Origin of the sequence: Qipengyuania oceanensis (assembly GCF_009827535.1) — a bacterium.
Classification (GTDB): domain Bacteria; phylum Pseudomonadota; class Alphaproteobacteria; order Sphingomonadales; family Sphingomonadaceae; genus Qipengyuania_C; species Qipengyuania_C oceanensis.
Window position 1 is genome coordinate 1 of sequence record NZ_WTYN01000007.1, and the last position, 23,447, is coordinate 23,447.

At 60.8% G+C, this 23,447-nt stretch carries 20 protein-coding genes; 15 read left to right on the top strand and 5 right to left on the bottom strand.

Features of this window, described 5'->3' with window-relative positions; translation table 11 throughout:
- Positions 1-124 precede the first annotated feature (124 nt).
- Positions 125-778 carry a tyrosine-type recombinase/integrase gene (locus GRI48_RS13910; RefSeq protein ID WP_160677616.1) on the top strand — a complete coding sequence of 218 codons (654 nt, stop codon included), beginning with the start codon at positions 125-127 and terminating at the stop codon, positions 776-778.
- Positions 779-787: 9 nt separating this feature from the next.
- Here the strand turns inward: GRI48_RS13910 and GRI48_RS13915 are convergent, their stop codons facing one another.
- Together GRI48_RS13915 and GRI48_RS13920 are read right to left on the bottom strand one after the other, a co-directional pair.
- Positions 788-991, bottom strand: coding sequence for a DUF5818 domain-containing protein (locus GRI48_RS13915; RefSeq protein ID WP_084758353.1), 204 nt, complete (start codon positions 989-991; stop codon positions 788-790).
- The gene (locus GRI48_RS13920; RefSeq protein ID WP_084758349.1) at positions 988-1,578 is read right to left on the bottom strand and encodes a lytic transglycosylase domain-containing protein; all 591 of its coding nucleotides are present in this window, start codon (positions 1,576-1,578) and stop codon (positions 988-990) included. Before GRI48_RS13920 ends, GRI48_RS13915 begins: the two co-directional genes overlap by 4 nt.
- A 233-nt stretch (positions 1,579-1,811) precedes the next feature.
- Between GRI48_RS13920 and GRI48_RS13925 the strand changes: the two genes are divergently transcribed.
- From GRI48_RS13925 to GRI48_RS13970, 10 genes are all read left to right on the top strand, one after another.
- Complete coding sequence (locus tag GRI48_RS13925) at positions 1,812-2,627, top strand: DUF7146 domain-containing protein (RefSeq protein ID WP_474091906.1); 816 nt, start codon at positions 1,812-1,814, stop codon at positions 2,625-2,627.
- A gap of 78 nt (positions 2,628-2,705) precedes the next feature.
- Positions 2,706-6,941 (top strand): strawberry notch family protein, encoded by a 4,236-nt coding sequence (locus GRI48_RS13930; RefSeq protein WP_160677618.1) that lies wholly within the window; start codon positions 2,706-2,708, stop codon positions 6,939-6,941.
- Between the two features lie 99 nt (positions 6,942-7,040).
- The gene (locus GRI48_RS13935; RefSeq protein WP_054588557.1) at positions 7,041-9,011 is read left to right on the top strand and encodes a ParB/RepB/Spo0J family partition protein; all 1,971 of its coding nucleotides are present in this window, start codon (positions 7,041-7,043) and stop codon (positions 9,009-9,011) included.
- 169 nt (positions 9,012-9,180) lie between these two features.
- Positions 9,181-10,110, top strand: a complete 930-nt coding sequence (locus GRI48_RS13940; protein WP_054588556.1) for an ArdC family protein — start codon at positions 9,181-9,183, stop codon at positions 10,108-10,110.
- Positions 10,111-10,121: 11 nt separating this feature from the next.
- On the top strand, positions 10,122-10,550 hold the full coding sequence (locus tag GRI48_RS13945) for a hypothetical protein (RefSeq protein WP_054588555.1): 429 nt from the start codon (positions 10,122-10,124) through the stop codon (positions 10,548-10,550).
- 39 nt (positions 10,551-10,589) lie between these two features.
- Positions 10,590-10,967 carry an MbcA/ParS/Xre antitoxin family protein gene (locus GRI48_RS13950; RefSeq protein ID WP_054588554.1) on the top strand — a complete coding sequence of 126 codons (378 nt, stop codon included), beginning with the start codon at positions 10,590-10,592 and terminating at the stop codon, positions 10,965-10,967.
- Positions 10,939-11,667: an RES family NAD+ phosphorylase gene (locus GRI48_RS13955; RefSeq protein WP_054588553.1), complete on the top strand. Its 729-nt coding sequence runs from the start codon at positions 10,939-10,941 to the stop codon at positions 11,665-11,667. Before GRI48_RS13950 ends, GRI48_RS13955 begins: the two co-directional genes overlap by 29 nt.
- 271 nt (positions 11,668-11,938) lie before the next feature.
- Positions 11,939-12,871, top strand: a complete 933-nt coding sequence (locus GRI48_RS13960) for a DUF2493 domain-containing protein (RefSeq protein ID WP_054588552.1) — start codon at positions 11,939-11,941, stop codon at positions 12,869-12,871.
- Positions 12,872-13,199: 328 nt separating this feature from the next.
- Positions 13,200-13,469 (top strand): hypothetical protein, encoded by a 270-nt coding sequence (locus tag GRI48_RS13965; protein WP_054588551.1) that lies wholly within the window; start codon positions 13,200-13,202, stop codon positions 13,467-13,469.
- Between the two features lie 272 nt (positions 13,470-13,741).
- On the top strand, positions 13,742-14,140 hold the full coding sequence (locus GRI48_RS13970; protein WP_054588550.1) for a single-stranded DNA-binding protein: 399 nt from the start codon (positions 13,742-13,744) through the stop codon (positions 14,138-14,140).
- 65 nt (positions 14,141-14,205) lie between these two features.
- Here GRI48_RS13970 and GRI48_RS13975 read toward each other — a convergent pair whose 3' ends face one another.
- Positions 14,206-14,469, bottom strand: coding sequence for a DUF6437 family protein (locus GRI48_RS13975; protein WP_054588549.1), 264 nt, complete (start codon positions 14,467-14,469; stop codon positions 14,206-14,208).
- Positions 14,470-14,813: 344 nt separating this feature from the next.
- Between GRI48_RS13975 and GRI48_RS13980 the strand changes: the two genes are divergently transcribed.
- From GRI48_RS13980 to mobF, 4 genes are all read left to right on the top strand, one after another.
- The gene (locus GRI48_RS13980; protein ID WP_054588548.1) at positions 14,814-15,035 is read left to right on the top strand and encodes a hypothetical protein; all 222 of its coding nucleotides are present in this window, start codon (positions 14,814-14,816) and stop codon (positions 15,033-15,035) included.
- A gap of 678 nt (positions 15,036-15,713) precedes the next feature.
- The gene (locus tag GRI48_RS13985; protein WP_054588545.1) at positions 15,714-16,043 is read left to right on the top strand and encodes a hypothetical protein; all 330 of its coding nucleotides are present in this window, start codon (positions 15,714-15,716) and stop codon (positions 16,041-16,043) included.
- On the top strand, positions 16,033-18,378 hold the full coding sequence (locus GRI48_RS13990; protein ID WP_054588544.1) for a type IV secretion system DNA-binding domain-containing protein: 2,346 nt from the start codon (positions 16,033-16,035) through the stop codon (positions 18,376-18,378). Before GRI48_RS13985 ends, GRI48_RS13990 begins: the two co-directional genes overlap by 11 nt.
- Positions 18,379-18,423: 45 nt before the next feature.
- On the top strand, positions 18,424-21,333 hold the full coding sequence (mobF, locus tag GRI48_RS13995) for a MobF family relaxase (protein ID WP_054588543.1): 2,910 nt from the start codon (positions 18,424-18,426) through the stop codon (positions 21,331-21,333).
- 181 nt (positions 21,334-21,514) lie between these two features.
- Here mobF and tcmP read toward each other — a convergent pair whose 3' ends face one another.
- Positions 21,515-22,693 (bottom strand): three-Cys-motif partner protein TcmP, encoded by a 1,179-nt coding sequence (gene tcmP, locus GRI48_RS14000; protein WP_054588542.1) that lies wholly within the window; start codon positions 22,691-22,693, stop codon positions 21,515-21,517.
- Positions 22,693-23,442: a DUF5131 family protein gene (locus tag GRI48_RS14005; RefSeq protein WP_054588541.1), complete on the bottom strand. Its 750-nt coding sequence runs from the start codon at positions 23,440-23,442 to the stop codon at positions 22,693-22,695. The genes tcmP and GRI48_RS14005 overlap by 1 nt, the downstream gene beginning before the upstream one ends.
- Positions 23,443-23,447: the final 5 nt, after the last annotated feature.

Here is a 23,447-nt window from a genome sequence, read left to right on the forward strand (position 1 = left end):
CGGCGAACGCTTCATCAAGGCCATGGCGGCGTAATGTTTAACCGCCCGCCCACACACGGAAATCCTGACAGTTCCCACGGCTCATCTTCGCGGCGCTCTGAAGCCGCGCCCTCGAGTAAAGCATATGGCCAAACTGCCGCTCGCTCAGTTGCCAGAGCTCTTAAACAAGCTGGATCAATACAATGAAGAAGGGGAGCGACGCTCCGAGATTACTCGCGCAGCGCTCACCTTCGCGCTTCTGACATGGGTCAGAACGAAGGAACTCCGTTTCGCCAAGAAGCACGAGTTTGAGGATCTAGACGGCAACTCTCCGCTTTGGCGCATCGGTCCTGATCGAATGAAGATGCACCGTGAGCATATCGTACCCCTGTCAATGCAAGCCGCTTCGCTCGCCAAGGAGATGATCGCATGTTCTCAAAGTGACTATGTGTTTCCCGGCCAGAAGCGTGGAGTGCCGCTATCCGAAAACACCATGATCTATGGTTTGTATCGTCTCGGCTATCACGGTCGGCAGACTGTTCATGGCTTCAGAGGTCTTGCGAGCACATGGGCCAATGAACAGCTGGTCGAAGTCGGCCAGCCGCCAATGTGGATCCGAAAGTACCATGAAGACTGGGTCGAGCTTCAGCTGGCTCATAGCGAGGAGAACGAAGTTCGCGGGGCATACAATGCCGCAGAGTATTTGGCGCCACGTCGCGCCATGCTTCAAGATTGGGCGAACTTCCTCGATGCGATGCGCGGAAAAACAGACAATGTCGCGATCTTGAGAGCTGCGTGATATTGTGCGCTACGCCGGCACTTGGCCCAGCCACTCAACTCGAAGGCGGTCGAAGCCCACAACGATACCCTCGGCAGTGACCTCGAAACCGAAGTCATCGTTCGATGGTTCGCAGCCTTCCAGAACCCAGTGGTCGCCTGCATCTGTCACGATCGCTGCCCCGCGCGGGAGATGCTCGAGCCGTCCGCTGATCCTTTTCCTATTCGTGTTCATAGCTCTCCGTATGCCATCCATCTTTGGATAACGCTCCTCACATATCCCGGCGTTTCCCGATTTCTTGGAATTCCCCCTGCACGCGATACGGCGCCGGGCCCCGCATTGTAGGCTGCCAGTGCGAGATGGATCGCACCAAACCGGTCGAGCATCTGCCTTAGATACCGCGCGCCACCGTCGATATTCTGGGCTGGATCGTGCCGATTGGTAACACCTAGTTCTCGTGCTGTTGCAGGCATAAGTTGCGCAAGACCGGCTGCACCAGCCGGACTGATCGCCATCGGATTGAAACGGGATTCCTGCCAGACCAATGCCTGGAGCAAGCGAGGCGGCAATCGATACCTTGCTTCAGCTTGGCGTATGAGGGGTTCGTAGAGCGTCTCTTTGAAACTTCGACGAGCGGGGGATGATATCTCTTTTTCGGTCCCAATGACCGCCAATGAAGGGGCATACGTGACTTCTTTGTCCGCCCGCTTTTCGACTTTGCTCAGCCGGTGATCAAAGACCTGGAACTCCTGCGCCTGAGCGATGGTGGGGATCGCAATCGCAAGCCCGCAACACACAGCAGTTACCCATTCTCGTCTCATCGCGCTCTCTCCTAGCTTGCCTGAATGCGCAATAGAACATAAATAGAACATTGGGGTGTAGGAAAGCGCCAAACGCGTCCGGCAAGAGGAAAGGGGGCAGTCTGCAGGGGCAATTGTGCGGCGATGGAGCCAGTATGTCCGTTTCGAACTCAACCCTATCCCGTCCTTCGCTTGAGGAAACCGCTCGCAAGCTCTGCGAGAGCCGCGGCGGGAAGTGGTCTGGCACCAAGGGCATGGCCCGGTGTCCAGCGCACGATGACCGCACGCCTTCGCTCGGTGTCACGCTTGGCCGAAAGGCTATCCTCCTGCATTGTTTCGCAGGCTGTGATCAGGCCAGCGTGCTTGCTGCCCTCGCTCGCGAAGGGATCGAGACCTCAGCGCTGTTTTCCGGCTCATCCGACGAATTTCCGATCCAGCCGAGCTATTCCAACAAGCCATCAGCTGCAGCGCTCCGTATCTGGCGCGATGCCCGGCCGCTGCAGCGAAGTCCTGCCAAGGCATATCTCGAAGAGCGCGGCATCCTCGCAACGTCCCATGCACTGAGGTTTCACCCGCGCACACCGCTTGGTCCGAAGGGGCGCGCCCGCTTCCTGCCAGCGATGATCGCTGCGGTCAGCCTCGACGAGGGACCGATTGCCATTCACCGGACTTTCCTGTCGCATTCCGGCCATACCCAGGCTTCGTTTGCCAAGCCGAAACGCGCACTGGGGTCACTCGGCGAGGCGGCAGTACGTCTGTTCGCACCCGCCGAGGGAAGGCTCGGTCTCGCCGAAGGCATTGAGAGCGCGATGTCGGCCTATGCGCTCACCGGCATCCCGACGTGGGCAACGCTGGGCAATGAACGCTTCGGGCTGGTTGCCATTCCGGAGAGCGTGAGCGACCTTCATCTCTTCGTCGATCACGATTCTGGCGGCGACCTTGCAGCTGAACGTGGGCGCGATTCTTATCTCCGTGAAGGGCGGCACATCCAAGTCCGACAGCCCAATTCGCGCGGGACAGACTGGAACGACGAACTCCAGTCATGGCTGCGCCACAAGGCGTGTCGATAAGAGGAGAGAGAGCTTCTCGAATTCCTGACCCGGCAGAGGGCGCATGTCCCGATGCCTCAATCAGGAGGACGACAAGCCATGTTTCAGTCAGACTTTTTCCCAGACCGCGAGATATCGACCAAAATTCCGCTCGCTTTCGCAATCGGTGAACAAATTTCCCGGCGACTTGCGGATGGATGCCACCTTACGCGATCTAACGTTGCCGGGTTATTCGCCGCTCAAACCGGCGTGCAGGACTGGGGCAATGCCTGGACCGTCGACGACTACAACAACGCGGTCGAGATTGGGGCCTTGCTCTGGCTTCGCGAGTTCTCACGCGTCGACCTCGATACAGGTTTCCACGAGGCTGCAGCACGGTTCGATTGGCTCGATGCAGCCTTGCCGCCCCGCCACGTGCGCAGCGAGAGCCAGGTCGAGCTGCAGCAATTCTCGACGCCGCCGATCCTTGGATGGCTGATGGCCAAGGCCGCGTCCCTTGGCACGCGCGATCACATTCTCGAACCGTCAGCCGGGAATGGCGCGCTTGCTCTTTGGGGTGACGTCCGAGATTGCTCGTTGACGCTGAACGAGATTGATCGCGTGCGCCGCGATGCGCTCGCGCATCTCTTCCCTCGTGCCCGTCTATTCGGACATGATGGCGAGCTGATCGCCGAACTCACCAATGGTCCAAGCCCCAGCGTTATCCTGATGAACCCTCCCTTCGCCCGAAGCAGCGAGCGGGGCGTGGATGGCCGCACGGCGACGCGTCACTTGCGCAGTGCGCTGCGTATTTGCGCTGTGGGAGGTCGCCTCCTCGCCATTCTCCCGGACGGCTTTGATGCCGTGGCCTTTGTCGAAGACCAGGAACAGGCCTCGCTGCTGATCAACGTCCGGCTGTCGGGCGCATTCTCACGAAGCGGAACCGGGATCGCTGTCAGAATGGTCGTGATCGAGAAAGCGAATCTTCAGGGTAATTCCACGATGTCGCGAGAGTTCGCCGATCTCACCGAACTGAATTCCTGCCTGGCGCATTTGCCCGATCGTGCGCCCTTGCAAGCTAAGATCCATCGCCTTCCGGTACGTTCGGTTGCGACCTTGGTAAGCGGCACTTCCGCGCGCAAGCCGGACGCTCCATTCGTGTCCAGGGCCGCCGAAAAGAGCGCGGCAGTCGCGCTTGACTATCAAGCCCTGGACGAGCCCGCGCCCGTTCCCGAGCAGGCGGGTATCTACCTGCCTTACCGGCCGAGCCGCGTCATCATGGAGGATGCACCTGTTCACCCGACGCCGCTCGTAGAATCGGTCGCGATGGGCTCGGTCGCGGCACCAGTAGCGAAAGCACGCCCTTTGCTTCCCGTGAACTGGCAGGAGGGCAAACTGCTCTCGGCGGCACAGTGCGAAACACTGGTCTACGCCTGCGAGGCTTTCGCACGGGACCTTCCGGGGCAATTTCGACCGAGCCAACAAGGAACGACGGTCGAACTCGCGGAAGACGGTCACTCCTATCGCCAGGGTTTCTTCCTCGGTGACGGCACGGGCGCAGGCAAGGGTCGCCAAATCGCGGGTGTCATGATGGACCGCTGGCTCTCTGGAGAACGCCGTCACATCTGGATCACCAAGAACGAGGCTTTGCTCGAAGATGCGCGCCGCGACTGGGAAGCGCTTGGCGGCCTCACGCTCGACATCCAGCCGCTCTCCCGATGGAAGCTCGGAACTCCAGTAACGATGCCCGAGGGTATCCTGTTCGTAACCTATCCGACGCTGCGTTCGGGACGCGCCGAGGACACGAGGCTCGAGCAGATCCTCGACTGGGCCACAGAGGAGTTCGAGGGCGTGATCGCCTTCGACGAAGCGCACGCCATGGCGAACGCGCTCGGCTCTTCCTCAACCCGCGGCAAGGTCAAAGGCTCGGAGCAGGGCATGGCGGGCCTGAGGCTACAAAACCACTTGCCGCGCGCTCGCGTGCTCTACGCATCGGCAACCGGCGCATCGGACATTGCCAATCTCGGCTACACAGCCCGGCTTGGACTGTGGGGTCCCGAGACCGCATTTCCGACGCATGAGGCGTTCATGACCGAAATCCGCGCTGGCGGCGTGGCAGCGATGGAACTGGTTGCCCGCGATCTCAAGGCACAGGGGCTCTATCTTGCCCGCGCGTTGTCCTTTGCGGGGGTCGAATACGAGATCCTCGAACATCAGCTCACAGAAGCGCAGGTGAGGATCTACGATGCCTATGCCGAGGCCTGGGCCATCATCCACCGCAATCTCGACCAAGCGCTCGAAGCCACAAGGGTGGTCGACGAGGACAGCGGCGATACGCTCAATCGCAACGCCAAGGCTGCGGCGCTCTCAATATTTGAAGGCACCAAGCAGCGTTTCTTTGCGCAGCTTCTGCTCTCGATGAAACTGCCGAGCCTGATCCCCGCCATGGAAGCTTCGCTTGGCGAGGACAATTCGGTTGTCGTGCAGCTGGTCTCAACCGCCGAGGCCATGCTCGACCGGCGCCTGGCCGATCTCTCGGACGAGGAGCGAGAAGCGCTCGATATCGATCTCTCTCCGCGCGAATATGTCATCGATTATCTGGCGAAGAGCTTTCCGGTGCGCCTGATGCAGGTCTTCACTGACGAGGAGGGCAACCTGCGTTCCGAAGCGATGAGCGACGAGCACGGCAATCCCGTTCTCTGCTCGCGTGCCATCGCCGCACGCGACGCACTGATCGAGCAACTCTGTGCATTGCCCCCTATCGCGACTGCACTCGATGCCCTCATTGAGCATTTCGGGACCAATGCCGTGGCGGAAGTGACAGGCCGCACGCGCAGGTTGGTCTTGGGACGCGACGGTCAGCAGCGGCTTGAACGTCGAAGCGCAAGCGCCAACGTCGCTGAAGCACAATGCTTCATGGACGGAGCGAAACGTATCCTGGTTTTCTCGGACGCAGGGGGTACGGGACGATCCTATCACGCCGACCTCGATGCGCAGAACCAGCAGCGCCGCGTTCATTTCCTCCTCGAACCGGGGTGGCGCGCCGACAATGCGATCCAGGGTCTCGGCCGGACCAACCGCACCAACCAGGCTTCTGCGCCGCTGTTCCGCCCGGTCACTACCGATGTGAAGGGCGAACGCCGCTTCATCTCGACCATTGCGCGAAGGCTCGACGCATTGGGCGCTCTCACACGCGGCCAGCGTCAGACCGGAGGTCAGAACCTGTTCGACCCTGCCGACAATCTCGAAAGCGATTATGCGAAGGACGCGCTCTCGCGCTGGTTCCACCTGCTTTACGATGGCAAACTCGAGGCGGCCCGTTTCGGGGACTTCGTCGAGAGGACGGGACTCAAGCTCGAGAACCCCGATGGCGGCCTGAGCGACAACCTTCCCACGATCCAACGCTGGCTCAATCGCATACTTGCGCTCCCGATCGCACTGCAAAACAGCATCTTCGAGGAATATCTCGGACTTGTGGAAGCGCGGATCGAGGCCGCACGAGAGGCTGGCACGCTCGATTTGGGGCTGGAAACGGTCCGTGTCGACAGCTTCTCGGTGCTATCCGATGATGTGCTCCGCACCGATCCTGTTTCGGGGGCCGAAACCCGCCTCGTTTCGCTCGAAGTGAAACGCCAATTGCGTCCGCTGCGCTTCAAACGTCTCGTGAGGATGCACGAGATCGGATCACCCCAGGCCATTCCCCTGCGCAATGCGCGCTCGGGCAAGGTGGCCCTGTCAGTTCCGGCGCGGCGCCTCATTGCCGATGATGGCGCGGTGATCGAACGTCGCCGCCTTCTTCGCCCGCTTAAATCCGCCAACTGGACGCTCGACGCGCTTGGAGAAAGCTTGTGGGAAGAGGTCGGCGTGACCGAGTTCTCTCAGCTGTGGACACAAGAAGAGAGCGCCGCAGCGGCCTCGCCGGTCACCGAACGAGTGCATCTGGCCACGGGACTGCTGCTCTCGGTCTGGAAGCGGCTGCCTGGCGACCATGTCCGGGTGACGCGGCTTGCCGCCGAGGACGGCAGCTCGATCATCGGACGCGAAGTCCTCGATATCGACCTTGCCAAGATCACTGAGACGTTCGGCTTGAAGGGTGTGTCCGGCCCGGCTCCAGCCGAACTCGGGAAACTGGTCCTGGCAAGCGGGACGCCCCAGCCGCTTGCCAGTCATGACGCACTGACCATCAAGCGCTCTCTGGTCGGCGGCGAGCAACGCCTCGAACTCACCGGTTACGCGCCTGAGCGACTCGACTGGTACAAGACCAAGGGCTGTTTCACCGAGATCATTCGTTACCGCACGCGCCTTTTCGTCCCGGTGTCGAAGGCATCCTCTATTCTCCCGGCCATTGCGGCCTGACGGGCAAATCCACGACCAAGCGTGAGAGAGGGGAGGGAGCCGGTGGCTTGTCGGGCCATGCATCTTCGCGTGGCTCTCCAATCCATCAGGAGACAATCCATGATCCAGTCTATTCACTTGAAGAAGCTCGTTCAAAGCCCGCGCAATGTGCGCAAGTCGAGCGACGTCCTTGCCGATCTGCAATTGCGTGCGGACATCGCCGCCCGAGGCCTGTTGCAGAACCTCGTCGTGCGAAAGGCCAAGCGCGGCAAGTTCGAAGTCGAGGCCGGTGGTCGCCGTCTGGCTCAGCTACAGGCGCTGGTCGAAGAGGGCACGCTTCCCAAGAACCACGAGGTCACTTGCCTTGTCATCGAAGGCGAGGAAAGCGAAGTGCGCGAAGCGAGCCTCGCCGAGAACTTCCAGCGCCTCGCAATGAACCCGGCCGACGAGGCACAGGCTTTCGCCGCTATCATCGAGGCGGGAGCCAGCACTGAAGACGTGGCCCGCCGGTTCGGTCTTACAGTGCGCTTCGTCGAGGGTCGCCTTCGACTGGCAGGTCTCGCACCTTGTGTCTTCGAAGCGCTCGCCGAAGGCGCGATCACGCTCGACATGGCCAAGGCCTATGGGGCAATCTCGGACATCGACCGCCAGGCACACGTCTATGCCGAGCTGCAGGATGCCTGGTATCAGGTCACGCCCGACACCATCCGCCGCATGGTGCTCGATGCCACTGTTCGTGGCTCCGATCCGCGCGCGGTTCTGGTCGGGCGCGACGCCTACCTTGCTGCAGGTGGCCGCATCGAACGCGAACTGTTCGACGACGAAGCCAGCGAGAGCTGGATCGATGTCGCGCTGCTCGAAGACCTGGCCCAGAAAGCGATGGATGACGCTGCGAAGAAGGTCGCGGAAGAACATGGACTTGCTTGGGTGCGACCCACGCTTGGCAACTATGTCAGCCACGATCTCGTCGAGGGCCTCAATCGGCTCCCATGCGAGCCGGCTCCGCTCACCGAAGAGGAGGCCCGCGAGCTTAGCGACCTTGAAGCCGACTACGACCGGACGGCGGCCATCCTCGAGGATGAGGACAGCGACGAAAGCGAGATCGCCAAGGCGGAAGAGGAACTGGTCTCGATCGACCGCGCGATGCGCGATCTCAACGACCGACCGCCGGTGCTTGCCGATGAGCTGAAGTCGGAGGCTGGAGCGTTCCTCGTGCTCTCTCGCAATGGCGAACCGGCATTGGTGCCGCAATTCTACACCGAAGTTGAAGTCATCGACGCTGATGACGGAGCTGTCGAACCGGTGGATGCAGGTGCTGATACCAAGCGCAAGAGCGGGGCGCTGTCGCAGCGTCTGCTCGACGAGCTCGCGATGCAGCGGCGCGATATCCTGGCGATCCATCTCGCCAACGATCCCGCACTTGCGCTGGACTTCATGGTCTTCACGCTCGCCGATGCCGATGGGCATGACTGGCGCGCGAAGAAGGCATCGACTCTGGTCGGTTCGGTTGCATCGGGACCGGTGGCCGGATTCGAGGCGAAGGACGCCCCGGCAAGCGCTGCGCTCGCCGAGTTCGCCGCTTCGCTCGACGAAAGCTGGCGCTCCGGTGAGACCGATGTCGAGCGGTTCGAACGCTTCCGCGCATTGAGCGATGAAGCACGTTCGGCCTGGCTCGGCCATGTCGTATCGCGCACGCTGGTCGCGAGCCTTGCCTGCGAAGGTGATCGCTCGGCGCCGCTGCACGAGATCCTCGGGTCGCTGCTCGAGATCGAAACCGCGCATTGGTGGCGGCCGACTGCGGCGAACTTCTTCGATCGTGTGGCCAAGGCTCGCACACTCGAAGCGCTCGATGCAGCAGGCGGCCCCGAACTCGTCAGTCGCTATGCAGGTTCGAAGAAGGCAGAGCTGGCGAGCGCCGCCGAGCGTATCTTCTCCGGCAATTTCATCGGCGAGGCGGATGTGAAAACGCGAGCGGAAGCGTGGGTGCCTGAGTTCATGCGGTTCGGTTCACCTGAGGAACCGGTCGAGGATGAAGCCGCGGACCCGGCCGATGACGAGGTTGCGCACGAGATTGCCGAGCAGGCTGCCTGACCCCTCCTGACAGGTCCAGGTCACTCGGCGGGCGGTCCGTCCCTATCGGGACGGGCCGCCTTTTCACGTTTCCTTCCGAAGGTCGCCTACGATGGTGAGACTCAGAGGGGAGGGCGCTTTGTTCATCCTGAACCCGGACATGTCCGTTCCGGCGATCAGGAGACGATCCATGACCAAGTCCCGCCGCACCGCTTCAGTTTCTCCAGCCGGGCGCATTACTGCCGCCATCATTGAAAAACTCGAAGAGGGCACCAAGCCCTGGGTCAAGCCGTGGCGTGGCTTGCCGGTTTCTCGTCCGCTACGATCCTGCGGAACGCCGTATCGCGGCATGAATACCTTCTGGCTCTGGATGGTGGCCGATGCCTGCGGATACGCCTCTCCGTACTGGATGACATACCGCCAATGCCAGAAGCTTGGTGGTCAGGTCCGCAAGGGCGAGAAGTCGACCATCGCGATCTTCTATAAGAGGTACACCAAGGAGGTCGAGAACGCTGAAGGCGAGCAGGACACGGAGAGCCGGCGAGTGCTGAAGGCCTATTCGGTCTTCAATGCCGACCAATGCGATGGGCTTCCCGAGTTCTACCATCCCAAGCCGCTGGTTGCCGCGCTGGAGCCCGAAGGCCGCGAAGAGCGACTCGATGCATTCTTCGGCCAAGTAGGCGCCAACCTGCGCCATCATGGCGCACAGGCCTATTACGAGCCGTTGCGCGACCGCGTCACCATGCCGCCCGCCGAACTCTTCGAAGCCTATGACCACTACTATGCGACACTCGCGCACGAGCTGTCGCACTGGACCGGTCATTCTTCGCGCCTCGATCGCGATCTCAAGAACCGCTTCGGTAGCGACGCCTATGCTGCCGAAGAACTGATCGCCGAGCTATCGTCAGCCATTTTGGGTGCCGAACTAGGTCTGCCGGTCACGCATCTTGATCATCACGCCAGCTACATCGCGTCCTGGCTCAAGATCCTCAAATCGGACGAGCGCGCGATCCTAACCGCCGCGGCAAAGGCCGAGGAGGCAGCCACCTTGCTGCTAGAACTGGGTGGATACCAATCATATGAAGGCGAGACCGATGTCGATCTTGCTAGTGCAGCCTGAGGAGCGGTGAGATGGGACGTTCCGTCAGCTATCCGACCGGCTCGGTGGCAGCCTTTCGCCTGCTCGATGACGGCGAAGAGGACGATGTCGACTGGGCCTATGAGTGCCTTGTCGACGAGATCATCGATACCACAAGGGCAGCCTTTCCTTCCTTCGAGACCTTCGATGGATGGCGCGGTCGCGAGGACCGTATCCTCCTGCGCAACGCCTTCGCCGATTGCGGGATATCGACCTATTGCGGGCTTGCCGCGATCTGGCTCGCCCCTCGCGATGACGCTCGCTTTTGGGAAGCCGACTTCTATCACCCGCGCGCGGCCCTTGCGCGCCACTGGCTCGCCCAAGTGGCGCCGCGTTTCGAACGAATGTTCGGCGAACTCAAAATGGTCGGGCGTTTCTCGAACGGAGAGGCGGTCTTCGAACGTCAGAAATCTTGCATTTGAGGGATAAGAGTGTATATCTTGCATATGAAAGGATAGGCTATGGCGACGAAGCCACTCGAATTGCAGCCCGATGATGGCAAGGTGCTCACCTCTGCTATCGCCCGCATCGCCGAGTTCTGGGGCCTCACCAACCCCAAACTTGGTGCAATCCTGGGCGTATCAGAATCGACCGCCTCGCGCCTGCGCTCGGGCAAGGCGGAGCTCGACCCTGCATCGAAGTCATTCGAAGCCGCTCAGTTCCTCCTGCGGCTGTTCCGTTCGCTCGACGCTCTGCTCGGAAGCGATGACATGTCTGCGCGCGCGTGGCTGACGACCGCCAATCTCGATCTCGATGCGCGCCCGATCGATCTCGTCGACAGCTTCAAGGGTCTCATCACCGTTTGCGACTATGTGGACGCCCACCGCGCTCGCGTCTGAGTTCCGCCGCTACCGCCGAACGGTGTGGCGTGTGGTCGAAGCACAGCATCGCATCTCGACCAATCGTTTGACCTCCGACCTTGGCGAGCAACAGCGGCTTGAAGAACTGGCAGATAGCGCAAAGCCGGACCTGCCGAAATCCGCGCATGGGTTGCATTACCTCCTCGCTTCACCCTTTCGCTATGGCCACACGGTTGCCAGCCGTTTTCGCCGGGCCAACGAGCGACCCGGGATCTTCTATGCAAGCGAAGCCGAGGGAACTGCGATCACCGAGACCGCCTACTGGCGGCTCAAATTCTACAGCCGCTCGCCGGGGTTCGTTCCGGGCAACCGGACAAGCGAGCATCTGAGCTTTTCCGTACCCGTATCGGTCACGCGGTTGACCGATACGACCAGGCCGCCGCTTGAGGGCGATGCTAAGCGATGGCTTGACCCTGACGACTATTCGCATTGCCAGGACCTTGCTGTGTCGGTGCGCGAGGCGGGCGGTCAGGCCATCCGGGCGCGCTCCGCGCGTGACCCGGACGGTATCAACCTGGCACTGCTCGATCCGGCCGGTTTCACGAAATCGGAACCGGACCATGGTCGCGGGTGGCATCTGCGCCACGAAGGCGATCGACTAACCGCGATCGCAGCTTTCCCCCACGCAGAGGTGCTTGCCTTCACGCCGGAACAGTTCGGCCTCCCGGAGCGCCCCTGAACCGATCCGGGATTCCTCCCAGACAAATCCTGCGCCACGCCGACATTATCCCGCGCAGGCCTGTTCGCTGGTCCTTGTGCCCTGGACCGGTCAGGTCCCACCGCAACCCGCGCAAGGCTGCGGCCCGTGTGGCCCGCGCCAGCCTTGCCTTGCGGGGTTTCCCGCTGCCGCGGTGCGGCGTTCCCTTGTCCCGGTCCTTCTTGGGCACGGCGAACAGGCCCGCGCGGAAATTCTTCTGCCGGCATTCGCCGGTCTCAGGAGGACTACCGATATGTATGACAGTTTCGCCAGCCAGCTTGCCGGTCTCGATCTATCCGGCTTCTCGATCACGCCTGCCCCTTTCAACGAATCCGACTTTCCTTGCGAGGACGCCATGGCTCACACGCTCGGAGCAGTCTGGTCCGATCTCTTCGCGCTGTTTCACGACACCGCGCTCGAAGCCGACGCCGAGGATCTCGCCTGGGGCTTCGTCAATCTCTTCCACCGCGCTGCCAGCCGCAAGTCGGTTCAGGTGGACCGGGCCTCGGATGAAATCCGCGCCCTTCTGGCATCCGCCGACGGCTCCGAAGTGCATTCGTCGAACCTCGAGGAACAAATGCTGCGCGCCCAGTCGGCTGAAGCCAGCATGTTTGCGTTCGAGCAGATGCGAGAGGTTGCGGCAGGTCTCTATCGCGACGAAACCGGTTCCTCCTGGAAGCCCGTATCGGGATCGCGTGCGCGCCATTCGAAGACCATGACTTCCGCAGTGATCGATGCCCGCGATTTCCTGCGCGTGCGCAACGAACGTCGTCAGGCTGCACATTCACCCGAGGGTACGCCGGTGGTCTTCGCCGGCGGCCGCAACCGCTTCGAAAGCGAGGCCGACGCCAAGACCTACGCTGCCAACATCTGGGCTACGCTCGACAAGGTGCGCGATGTCGTTCCAGATCTCTTTCTCGTCCACGGAGGCGACGGCAAAGGAGCCGACAGACTGGCCGCATCCTGGGCCGAGCGTCACGAAGTTCAGCAATTGACCTTCGGGCTAGAACGTCGTCTCGGGGCTCGCGCCGGGTTCAAGCGCAACGAGCAAATGCTCGCTCTTAACCCTCGCTACGTCGTGGCATTTCCGGGCAATGGCGTGACCGAGCGCCTGGTGATCGAGGCCAAGAAGCAGCGTATCACGGTTGTTGATCGTCGCGGGCCATTAGGCAGCTGTCCCGGGTGAGCGTGCAAGGCCCGCTCGGCGTTTTCGCGATTGCTTCCGGTCACCAGAAAAAAGGGCGGCCCCATTCGAAGCCGCCCATAAGGAGAGAACTCATTGCATTTCTGCTCCGAGCCCTTCGGGTCGCGAAGCTGACATAGCACTTAATGTCTTTGAGTCGATTGTAGAGTAACGACAGGCCCGAATAGATACGCTTTCGAACAACCCTGTTGATCATCCCGGTTACCTGAGCGCCTCTGAAGCCACTTCCTCGTGGATGGATACGCTTGTTATTGCAGCGGTGCGGCACTTATCGTTCCCGCATCTGATTTGCCACGCTACAAGATTTCCAATGCAACTCGATGATCTTCTCCTTCGCTACTTTGCCTCGACCAATATGGCTGAGATATCACCCGACACTTTAGCAGCCGGGATTGAGCATTGCCGGGTCGACCTTGGCCTCGAAGAGGACAGGGGCAAGCGCTTTGCACTGTGGTCGTTCCTGCACATGTTCGGGTCCGCCCCCGACCTCGATGTGGCGTTCGAGAACGAGGAAGACCGGGAAGCAGCCCGCAACTTCATGGATCTCCTGGCAGCATCGGAAAGCGACGGCGAAAGCTGATTGCAGCGGGATCATGCGACCCTTCAGACCCGTACCCGATACCCATCCGGCTTTCTTCGCGAACAGTCCTGAACCAGGTCAGCTGAGGAGCCGCAACCCGTTCCTTTGACGGCCGTGTTGTCGCGCTTCGCGCGCCTGCCCGCACCATCCGTCATGAACAGGTTTCCCTTCGGCCCTTCAGGCCTGCGGTGCAGTCCTCCCATGCCCTGCTTCTTCTGGATGTTCGCAAGCCGGAGATGGTCTCCGGTTTGAGGAACTGAAGGACTAGTATCATGACCAATATCGCAATCCTCACCGGCCGCATCGCTCGCGATCCCGACACCCGCGAGACCAAGGGCGGCACCAATGTCACCGGGATTACCGTCGTCACCGATCGCCCAGCGCGGGACAAGGACGGCAAGACCTACAAGGATGAGAACGGCTACACTGCCAAGGAAAGCGAGTTCCACCGGGTGACCTGCTTCAACGGCCTCGCCAAGACCGTCGGGCAGTACTGCACCAAGGGCCAGCTGGTCAGCGTCCAGGGCCGCATCCACTACACCCAGTGGGAAGACAAGGACGGGGTCACGCGCTACGGCACCGAGATCCTCGCCGACAAGGTCGACTTCCTCTCGCGCGGCAACGGCTCCGGCGAGAACGACGACAACAAGGATGCTCCCGAGATCGACTGAACTCTCCCGTTGATCTCTCTCCCGAAGGGGTCCTGTCCAAGCCGGACAGGACCCCTTTCATCGTTCTACTTCACAGGCGTTTGTTGAGAGCGAGGAGAAGATATAGAAGCACCCAGCCGCTTCAACGCCTCATCCTCCCCCAGCTTTGCGAGCTCCACGGCCGCTTTAGCCAGGCCCTTCTTCGAGAACGTTTCGAGGCCCGTTCCGAGGACTACGCTGCCCAGTTCAAGTGCAGCCTGTCGCTCAAGTTCTTTCTGACGCTCGTCGAGTGCCAGCCGGTCGGCCTCCAGCTTCTGGAGTGCGGCTACAGCGCTTCGTTTCGATGGCATTGGAGTTCGTCCTTACTCCCCTTTCGCGTTCCTCCCGCGGGTTCCAATGGACCAGGCAAGACCCTGTAGGAAAGTCCTTTTGCAGATGATTGGCACGGGCGCTCTTCATCGGGCGGGGGAGGGGCCTGGCCCACGGACTTTCAAGGGTGACGGGCCCGGCACCGGCGCGTCAAGGACGGCGGGGCCCCACCATTTTGCCTCCCCTACGCTTGCACTTCGGTACGACAAAATCGTTGCCCCCACCGCCGCTTCGCGGTCGCCCATGCGGGCGATCCCTGACCCGCCGGCACCGCGCCCATCCGCCTTCCTCCTGTCGTCTCACCGAAAGATATCAGGAGGAAATCATGACTACACTTGGCAATCTTGAATCGAACTCGAACAGCTACTTCGAAGCACTCGCCACTGCCGAACGGCGGGCCTTGCACAGTTTCTTCGACCAGCACGTCGTCGAGGATGACGACCTTGGATACTTCGCTCTCGACGAAGGTGACTACAACGCCTTGCCAGCACATCTGGCCAGCCGTGTGGTGCATACGGTGCATGGCGGCATGCTCGACGAGTTCTGACCATCAAACATGGCGGGAGCCGGTGACGGTTCCCGCCCTTTTTTCGTGTTCGCAGGTGGAGGGCCTAGGCGTGATGTGGAGCGGGGCTGGTGACGCGCTCGGTCCCGCACCACCTGCGGCGGTGCTCCTGCGGGCGCGGTGTCTTTGTTCCGGGCCCCGCACGCGCTTGCGCACCGCGACCAGGTCGGACCAGCGCGCGCGGCAGGACCGACAGGTCCCGTTCCTGCCGCTTCACACATGGTCCTTTGAAGGTCCCTCTTGCGCAGGTGCGGTCCCTTGTTGAGGGTGTAGCTTCGACATGACCGCTTGCAGGCATTGGCCAATGCAAATGGTTGCTCACGCTCGTACAGCAAGGTTTGGGAATGACCATTGAGAAAGAACGGTCAGGATCACTGGTCACCACCCGCGCAATTGGAGACGGAGGCACACCGTACGCAGCGGGGCCGCCAATGTTCCATCAATGTTCTCAATCAGTTGCTGCGCAAATTTGGCGTGTGCACCGACCGATTTGACCGCAAATCGCGAATTGGATTCGCAAATAGGAGACAAATCACCTTAACCTAAGATATTGGAATAAATAGGGAACTTTTTGTTTTCCTACACCCCTACCGTGAATTACTGTGATCCTCACCTTCCGCAGGTCGAACCAGGCTTCTTCAGCACAAGGAGCTTGGAAAGATGCAACGTTACAGGGTCCTCCAGACCTACGTCCCGCCGCTGATCGCGGACTGGATTCTGGAGCAGTCTAACCTCCGCGAGACCAGCGTGAGCGTGGTCATTCGCGACCATCTGGTCGCCGCCTGGAACCGCGACAACGATCATGCCGACCGTCCCGGCGGGACCGATCCGGCCCGCCAGTTGGTGTTCCTCACCACCGCGCTCGATGCACTGCTTGCGAGCCATTCCGACGACACTCTGCGCAAGCGAACTCATGCCGCTTACCATCGCCGCCTCGCACAGCTCGGCTTCATTCCTTCGCGCGAAAAGGAGACGAGCAATGAAGAATAGCATCGTCAATTTCACGCGCGGCACCCAGCTTCTCGGGCACTTCGGTTTCATGTTCGCTGCGGGTTTCAAGCTCCCGCTTGTCGTCTCTGTTCTGGTCGTTCTGGCGACCGTCTGGTGGCGGGTCAGCAGTATGCTTACCGACTACCAGGCCTACCTCTTGTGGATGCATGTCTATGCCTCTGCCTATGGCTTCATGGAGTTCGATCCGGACAAGCTGGTGAACCTGCGGCTGCCCGATGGCGAGTTGGTTGCCTTTCCCATGGCAGTGGTGAGGGACTTCCCGCCGATGCGCGAGGCCTGGACTCTGTTCTTCGCCACCGCAAAACAGGCCATGCTGCTATCTGCGCTCTGGCTCGCCCCGCTCCTTGCAGCCTTCTGGTGGGTCGCCGAGCACTTCGGCGAGCGTTCGAAACGCAAGCGTCACCTGCGCGGTGCGCAGCTCGTTTCCCTGAGCGAACTTGAGACCGATATAGCCCGGTACAACCGCCGCGCCCGCGCCCGCGAGTACGGCCGCGAAATGGGCTGGAAATGGCGCCTTGCAGGCGAAACGGCCCTGCGCGCTGCGGGTCTCTATACGCCCGCGCATATCGCCGGTGTCAGCTACCCGTGGCGGCAGGAGCAGGGTCACGCCATGCTCGTCGGAACCACCGGTATGGGCAAGACCGTGGCGCTCTTCGAGCTTGTCGATGAGATCCGCATGAGGGGAGAGCGCGCGGTCATTTTCGATCTCACGGGCGCCTTTATCGAGGGCTTCTACGAGCCCGATCGCGATGTCATCCTCAACCCGCTCGATACCCGCTGTCCGGCATGGAGCGTCTTCAATGATTGCACCACCAGCGCCGAGTTCCATGCCGCTGCGGAATCGCTTGTGCCGCATGATGGCGGCGGGGCGGAGCAGTTCTGGGTGCTCGGCGCTCGGACGCTCTTCGTCGAGACCTGTCTCAAGCTGCTCGAGAAGGGGAAGGGCACCAACGCGGCGCTCGCAAGCGACCTCATGAACGCCAATCTTCCTGACCTGCACAAGCTGCTCGAAGACACGATGGCGGGCCCAATGACCGATCCCCAGGCTGCGAAGATGGCTGAATCGGTGCGTGCGGTGTTCAACGTGAACGCCAAGGCGCTGCAATTGCTGCCCACCGAGGGCGAACCTTTTTCGATCCGAAATTGGGTCAAAGGCGAGGGCAAGGAAGGATCGTTCCTGTTCCTTTCAGCGCGCTACGCAGATCTTACCGTGCTCTCGCAGATGCTCACATTGTGGCTCGACACGGCGATCAACACGCTGATGACAGGGCGGACCACGCCCGACCTCAAATTGTGGTTCCTGATCGACGAATTGGGCGCGCTGCACCGGCTTCCCTCGCTCGAAAAGGGCCTGCAGACAGCGCGCAATTACGGCGGTGCGATCGTCACAGGTGTGCACGCCTTTGCCAAGCTCAAGGAGGTCTATGGAGAGAACATGGCGATGACCTTGTCGTCGCTCGCCAAGACCAAGCTCATGCTCGGTACGGCCGACCGCGAGACCGCTACCTGGTGTTCGGACTCGGTCGGCCACCGCGAGGTCCGCGAGGTCGAAGAGAACCAGAGCTATGGTCACAACAGCGCCCGCGATGCGGTGAGCCTGACAGCCCGCCGCGAAATCGCTCCCTTGTTGCTTCCCGATGAGTTCATGGGGCTCAAGAGCCTTGAAGGCTACATCAAGTTTCCCGAAGGACTTCCGACCGCACCGGTCACTCTAGAGCCCCGGCATTGGCCTCGCATTGCCGAAGGGTTCATCCCTCGCGCGATCCAACGACCCGCGAAAACGGTGGCCAAGCCGGTGAAAGTCGGACCGGACGAAGGGGAAGTATCCGGACAACGCGGCTGCGACGGCGACGATTCCGGTGAACGCCGTCGCCGCGACGACAAGCATCCCGGCCGGGATGCCGATGGCGACCAGCGGAAACGTCCCAATCGCAGATCACAAGGTCGCCACGCGAAGGGCAAATCGCAGGAGGTGACGCCGGACGACCAGATGTGTGCAGCACAGGACAGACAAGCTGCTGCAGAAGCCGCCAACAAGGGGCACCTGCCAGTTGATCAATCGACCGGTCGACAGAGCGAACTGCCACTCGAACCCGGCAGCCGCAAAGCGCCCAATGATCACGCCGCCGAGCGGTCAGAAAGGCCCGGCGTCAGTCCTCATCCGCATCCAGTCAAGGAAAGCAAAGAGCAACGCACTCTCGCCGATCACGAGCGACGACAGCGCGATCTTCTTGGAGGCGCGGCCCACGACAAGGAGAGGGATGTACCTGACCGTGACGAACCCGATGTGGGCGATATCGAGCCGGATATTTGATGCCCAAGCCAGTGCAATCAGTGCGTCTAATCGAGGGTTAGGGCCATGCTCTCGATCGCCAATGTCCGATCGCCTTCTGCTGCCGCCAGCTACTTTGCCGACGACAACTACTACGCCCGGGCCGATGCCGATCGTTCCGGGCAGTGGGTCGGCGAAGGCGCGAAATCACTTGGCCTATCAGGGCGCGTTGAGACCAGGCAATTCGATGCCTTGTTGCGCGGCGAACTTCCCGATGGCTCGAGCGTCGGCAATCCTGGACAGGCACATCGGCCGGGCACCGATCTGACCTTTTCGCTCCCCAAAAGCTGGTCTCTGTTGGCCCTGGTCGGAAAGGATGAGCGGATCGTTGCTGCCTATCGCGAGGCGGTAACAGAGGCGCTCACATGGGCCGAGAAGAATGCCGCTGAAACCCGCCTTGTCGACAGAGGCCAGATCAAGACCGTTGCGACTGGCAATCTCGCGGTCGGCCTTTTCCAGCATGATACCAATCGCAACCAGGAGCCCAATCTGCACTTCCATGCCGTCGTTGCCAATGTGACCCAGGGCAAGGACGGCAAGTGGCGAACGCTCAAGAACGACAGGCTCTTTGCGCTTGGCACTCTGCTCAACTCGATCGCCATGGCGCGCTTCCGGATCGCAGTCGAGAAGCTTGGCTACGAGACTGGCCCGGTTGGCAAGCACGGCAATTTCGAGGCTTGCGGGATCTCGCGCGATCAGGTGATGGCCTTCTCCTCGCGGCGGAAGGAAGTGCTCGAAGCACGCCGAGGTCCGGGGCTCGAAGCGGGCAAGATCGCGGCGCTCGCCACCCGATCGCCCAAGCAGCCGATCGAGGATCGCACGGTCCTGGGCGAGCAATGGCAAGCGGCTGCGAAGACTGTCGGCCTCGACCTGCCAAGACTGGTCGATACCGCCAAGACGAGAGCCAGCGAGCGCACCGCTGCCGACGCAAAGGGGCCCTGCCTGGCTGAGCGCGGCCTGGCGCTGCTCAAGGACTTTGCCGCGCGCATCAAGGGCAAGGAGCACGATCCTCTCGTCTCGGAGCATGTTCTCAAAAGGGGGCCGCAAGAGATTGCAGCGTCCCAGGCCGTGGCTTCGGCAGTGCGCCACCTAGCGCAGCGCGAGGCAGGCTTTGCACGGGAGGACCTGTACAAGGCAGCGCTCGATTTTGGCCTGCCAACCACCATTGCTGATGTCGAGAAAGCAGTGCGCTCGCTGGTGCGTTCAGGGCATCTGCTGCGGGGCAAGGGCGAGCACAAGGGGTGGCTGGCAAGCCGAGAAGAGGTCGAGCGCGAGGCTCGGATTCTTGCATGGGCCAATGAAGGAAAGGGCGCTGTCGAACCCATTCTTGCCGAGCGGCGAGCCGACGCCAGTGTCCAGGCTTCCGCTCTCGTCAATCAGGGTTTCAAGCTCAATGAGGGCCAGCTGGGCGCAGCTCGACTTATCCTGACATCACGTGATCGGACCATTGCCGTGCAGGGTGTTGCCGGCGCTGGCAAATCGAGCGTCTTGAAGCCGGTCGCCGATGTGCTGCGCCATGAGGGTCACAAGCTGCTTGGCCTGTCGGTGCAGAACACGCTGGTTCAGATGCTCGAACGCGACACGGGTATCGAGGCGCAGACGCTCGCGAGTTTCCTCAAGCGTTGGAAACCGATCAGCGAGGCAGAGGGGCGGTCCAGCCTCGATCGCGAGGCACGCAGGGAACTTGGCGGCAGTGTCCTTATCCTCGACGAAGCCTCGATGGTCTCCAATGCGGACAAGGAGCAGCTCATCCGCATCGCCAATCGCGCCGGTGCCCACCGCCTGGTGCTCATGGGCGACCGTAAGCAACTAGGCGCGGTCGATGCCGGCAAGCCATTCGATCTCCTGCAGCAGGGAGGAATTGCTCAGGCGCAGATGAACACCAACCTGCGTGGGCGCGATCCCATCCTGCGCGAGGCACAGGCGGCAGCGCAGGCCGGGCTGGTCCGCACGGCGCTTGACCACCTCAAGCACAATACGGTCGAAGCCAAGGGGGATGGAGCGATTGTTGCTGCCGAGCGCTGGCTGTCGCTTCCGGCAGAAGAGCGGGAGCGGACCGCGATCTATGCTTCGGGTCGCAAGATCCGCGCCGCCGTCAACGAAGCCGTCCAGACTGGTCTTGCCGCAAACCGCGAGATTGGCCCCGAAAAGCTCGAACTTGAAGTTCTCGACCGCGCCAATCTTACGCGGGAAGAACTGCGATACCTCGCCGCCTACCGGCCTGGCATGGTGCTCGAGGTCGCCAAACTCGAACGCGCGCTTGGCCTCAAGCGCGGAGACTATTTGGTGCGCAAGGTCGACGACCGGAAAGGCATTGTCGAGCTTGAGGACAAGCATGGCAGGCTAAGCAAGCTCAACCCCTCTCGTATCGGGCACGCGGGGAAGGACGACAATCTTGCGCTATTCGACAGGCGCCATCTTGAGGTCCACCAAGGCGATCGCATCCGCTGGACTAGGAACGACCACCGGCGCGGGCTGTTCAACGCCGACCGGGCCCGGGTCACTCGTATCGAAGGCGATCAGGTCACTGTTGAGACGTCCAAGGGCATCGAAAAGAAGCTCGGGAAAGACGATCCGATGCTCAAACGCCTTGATCTGGCCTATGCACTCAATGCTCACATGGCGCAGGGCCTGACCTCCGATCGAGGAATTGCGGTGATGGATAGCCGCGAGCGCAATCTTGCCAACCAGAAGACCTTCCTGGTCACGGTGACCCGGCTTCGCGATCATCTCACACTTGTGGTCGACAGCGCTGCAAGGCTCGGTGCCGCTGTTTCCAAGAACAGAGGCGAGAAATCATCGGCGTTGGAAGTCACGGAGCGATTGAAAGCTGCTGCGCAGGTGGGGACCGGAAAAGCCATAGCTGAGAAGAGTCCCAAGGTTTTTGAACCCGAGCTCGCCAAAGAGCGCAACCGCTCGATGGACTTTGGGATTTGACGAGATGGTGGCCCAAGAATGGCCGCCTTGCGCCTCAGTTTCGGACATTCCAAGGCCAATTGGCTCCGCCTGAAAGCAGCCACCAAACAAATTTGCGCGATGAGCATTCGAGCTGCCTACCAGCTATAGGATCTACTGCGACAAACTGTGCGAAGTGGGCAACGCCAGGATTGGGATCGCGTCAGTTCTGCACTGCGTTTTCAAGCTTCTCGGTTCGACGGACGGTTACGCCAGGGCGTGGCTTTCTTTGTTGGCCCGTTAGGCCGTCAAACTCGATCAGCCCCTCATTCTTCATATCCACCAGCAGGTCTTTCAACTCCGGAAGGGTAACAGAGAAGCGCTGTTGGATGCGCCTTGCCAGCACCTCAAAAAGAACCACAGCTTCCCCGCCAATAAATTGCTCGCTCCACATGCGCGCCTTTCGCACTTCCTCGTGCCAATGAACCTTTGCAGTCTCTTCTGCATTGTGCGGCAAATCTTCGAAGAGTCCTTGTTGCCCAGTCGCGGAGATTGCGCGGTCCTTCGCTTCAATTCGGAAGAACTCCTCTGCGCTAAGGGCTGTGCGTTCAACTTGCCTGAATACTTCCAAGCCCTTCTGGTGCCGCGTGCCGTAGACGAGATAAAAATGCGACTTGTCCAGTTTGCGATGACGAATGCGGGCGCTAGCGACGTAGTCGAAACCGCATACCTCTTTCACTGCGGTTTTGAAGACCTCCAGAATGGCCTCTTCCTTAGAAAGGCCGTTGGACATCTCTTCGTCAATCATCTTGCGCCAAGGCAAGCCGCCGAAGGGCTTGTCATACGAAGCGCGTATTTCGGGACGTTCGTCCTCCACAAACCTTTTGAAATGCTCGTACATGAAGTTGATGAGCACCTCCCCCCGTTGTCTTAGGAGTGGAGCGATGCGGCTGAGGTCGATGCTCCACCCGGTTGGGTCTACAAACGTCAGTGCAAATGAGGAGCCAACGTAACGACGGACTTCCGGGATATTGTCCTCAAACGTGCCGTGGATGGCGCGGGCGTGAAGGTCCGCTGCGCCTCCAGCGGCGCCATTGAGGCGTTCGAAGGGCTCCGCCTCCTTCTCCACGAATACACAGCGCAAACACTTCGTTTTTCCGCGAAGGCGGAAGGACTCCCGAACCTCTCGGAGCTCCCTGATCGCTATGCCGAATGATGTGTCAGCAAACTCTTCTGACCTCGCCTCCCAAGGACCTGAAAAACCGTCAACGAATGTGAAGTCGTCCCACGCCGAGAGGATATTATAAGCGACTTTTTGCAAATAGCCTCGCAAGATAATGTGCTTGACGAACGTTTGCTCGCGATCGTGGTACTCTCGCGGCAGCACCGGAGGCTGAGCCATTAGTCAGCATTCTCCACCGCAGCCTTGAATTTTTGGGGGAAGTCGTTCCATTCTCGCCCGTCGAGTTTCCTTCCACCGTCCTTGGGCCTGAACCCACCCCATTGCTTGAAGAAGAAGGCGACGTCTTGCTCTATGCATTGGTCTCGCACCTCTCGAACCCAACGGGGATCGATTGGCCTTGCCCGCGGACCGCTTTCTCCGCCCACAATCACCCAGTCAATATTAAAGAGGTCCAATTCTCCCACCGGGCCGATCAATGGCTCAATCGACAGGAAACGCGCGCCCGCTTGCGAGCCTTGGAGGTGCAAAATTCGACTTTTAGCTTGGGCATCCTCGACTGAAACCCCGCACCAAATATGTTGAGGGCAGGGCCGATCTCGATACCGCTTTCGGAGGTACTTCGACATGAGAGAGCTGCGCTTCGACAGGAGCTGATAAACGTGCCAATCGGCCTTCTCCATCGTATCGAAAACTCTATCGACGTATTCGAACGGAACTGACTTGTGCCATAGGTCTGACATCGAGTTGACGAAGATCATTCGGGGACGTCGCCAGCCAAGTGGCTGTTCTAACCGAGCAGGTCTAAGTGTAAGGTCGAAACCGCTTTCGAACGGATGGCCCGGAACTCCACGGAACCGCTCAGAAAATCTTTCAGCGTAGCAGTTGTCACAGCCTCGACTAATCTTCGTGCAGCCCGTCACCGGGTTCCAAGTGGCGTCGGTCCATTCGATTGCGCTGTTGTCAGACATGATCT

What these genes read in the sequence shown, in the direction of transcription:
- GRI48_RS13910 (WP_160677616.1), top strand. Translation starts at nt 125, where the DNA reads ATGGCCAAACTGCCGCTCGCTCAGTTGCCAGAGCTCTTAAACAAGCTG.
- GRI48_RS13915 (WP_084758353.1), bottom strand. Translation starts at nt 991, where the DNA reads ATGAACACGAATAGGAAAAGGATCAGCGGACGGCTCGAGCATCTCCCG.
- GRI48_RS13920 (WP_084758349.1), bottom strand. Translation starts at nt 1,578, where the DNA reads ATGAGACGAGAATGGGTAACTGCTGTGTGTTGCGGGCTTGCGATTGCG.
- GRI48_RS13925 (WP_474091906.1), top strand. Translation starts at nt 1,812, where the DNA reads ATGGCCCGGTGTCCAGCGCACGATGACCGCACGCCTTCGCTCGGTGTC.
- GRI48_RS13930 (WP_160677618.1), top strand. Translation starts at nt 2,706, where the DNA reads ATGTTTCAGTCAGACTTTTTCCCAGACCGCGAGATATCGACCAAAATT.
- GRI48_RS13935 (WP_054588557.1), top strand. Translation starts at nt 7,041, where the DNA reads ATGATCCAGTCTATTCACTTGAAGAAGCTCGTTCAAAGCCCGCGCAAT.
- GRI48_RS13940 (WP_054588556.1), top strand. Translation starts at nt 9,181, where the DNA reads ATGACCAAGTCCCGCCGCACCGCTTCAGTTTCTCCAGCCGGGCGCATT.
- GRI48_RS13945 (WP_054588555.1), top strand. Translation starts at nt 10,122, where the DNA reads ATGGGACGTTCCGTCAGCTATCCGACCGGCTCGGTGGCAGCCTTTCGC.
- GRI48_RS13950 (WP_054588554.1), top strand. Translation starts at nt 10,590, where the DNA reads ATGGCGACGAAGCCACTCGAATTGCAGCCCGATGATGGCAAGGTGCTC.
- GRI48_RS13955 (WP_054588553.1), top strand. Translation starts at nt 10,939, where the DNA reads ATGTGGACGCCCACCGCGCTCGCGTCTGAGTTCCGCCGCTACCGCCGA.
- GRI48_RS13960 (WP_054588552.1), top strand. Translation starts at nt 11,939, where the DNA reads ATGTATGACAGTTTCGCCAGCCAGCTTGCCGGTCTCGATCTATCCGGC.
- GRI48_RS13965 (WP_054588551.1), top strand. Translation starts at nt 13,200, where the DNA reads ATGCAACTCGATGATCTTCTCCTTCGCTACTTTGCCTCGACCAATATG.
- GRI48_RS13970 (WP_054588550.1), top strand. Translation starts at nt 13,742, where the DNA reads ATGACCAATATCGCAATCCTCACCGGCCGCATCGCTCGCGATCCCGAC.
- GRI48_RS13975 (WP_054588549.1), bottom strand. Translation starts at nt 14,469, where the DNA reads ATGCCATCGAAACGAAGCGCTGTAGCCGCACTCCAGAAGCTGGAGGCC.
- GRI48_RS13980 (WP_054588548.1), top strand. Translation starts at nt 14,814, where the DNA reads ATGACTACACTTGGCAATCTTGAATCGAACTCGAACAGCTACTTCGAA.
- GRI48_RS13985 (WP_054588545.1), top strand. Translation starts at nt 15,714, where the DNA reads ATGCAACGTTACAGGGTCCTCCAGACCTACGTCCCGCCGCTGATCGCG.
- GRI48_RS13990 (WP_054588544.1), top strand. Translation starts at nt 16,033, where the DNA reads ATGAAGAATAGCATCGTCAATTTCACGCGCGGCACCCAGCTTCTCGGG.
- mobF (WP_054588543.1), top strand. Translation starts at nt 18,424, where the DNA reads ATGCTCTCGATCGCCAATGTCCGATCGCCTTCTGCTGCCGCCAGCTAC.
- tcmP (WP_054588542.1), bottom strand. Translation starts at nt 22,693, where the DNA reads ATGGCTCAGCCTCCGGTGCTGCCGCGAGAGTACCACGATCGCGAGCAA.
- GRI48_RS14005 (WP_054588541.1), bottom strand. Translation starts at nt 23,442, where the DNA reads ATGTCTGACAACAGCGCAATCGAATGGACCGACGCCACTTGGAACCCG.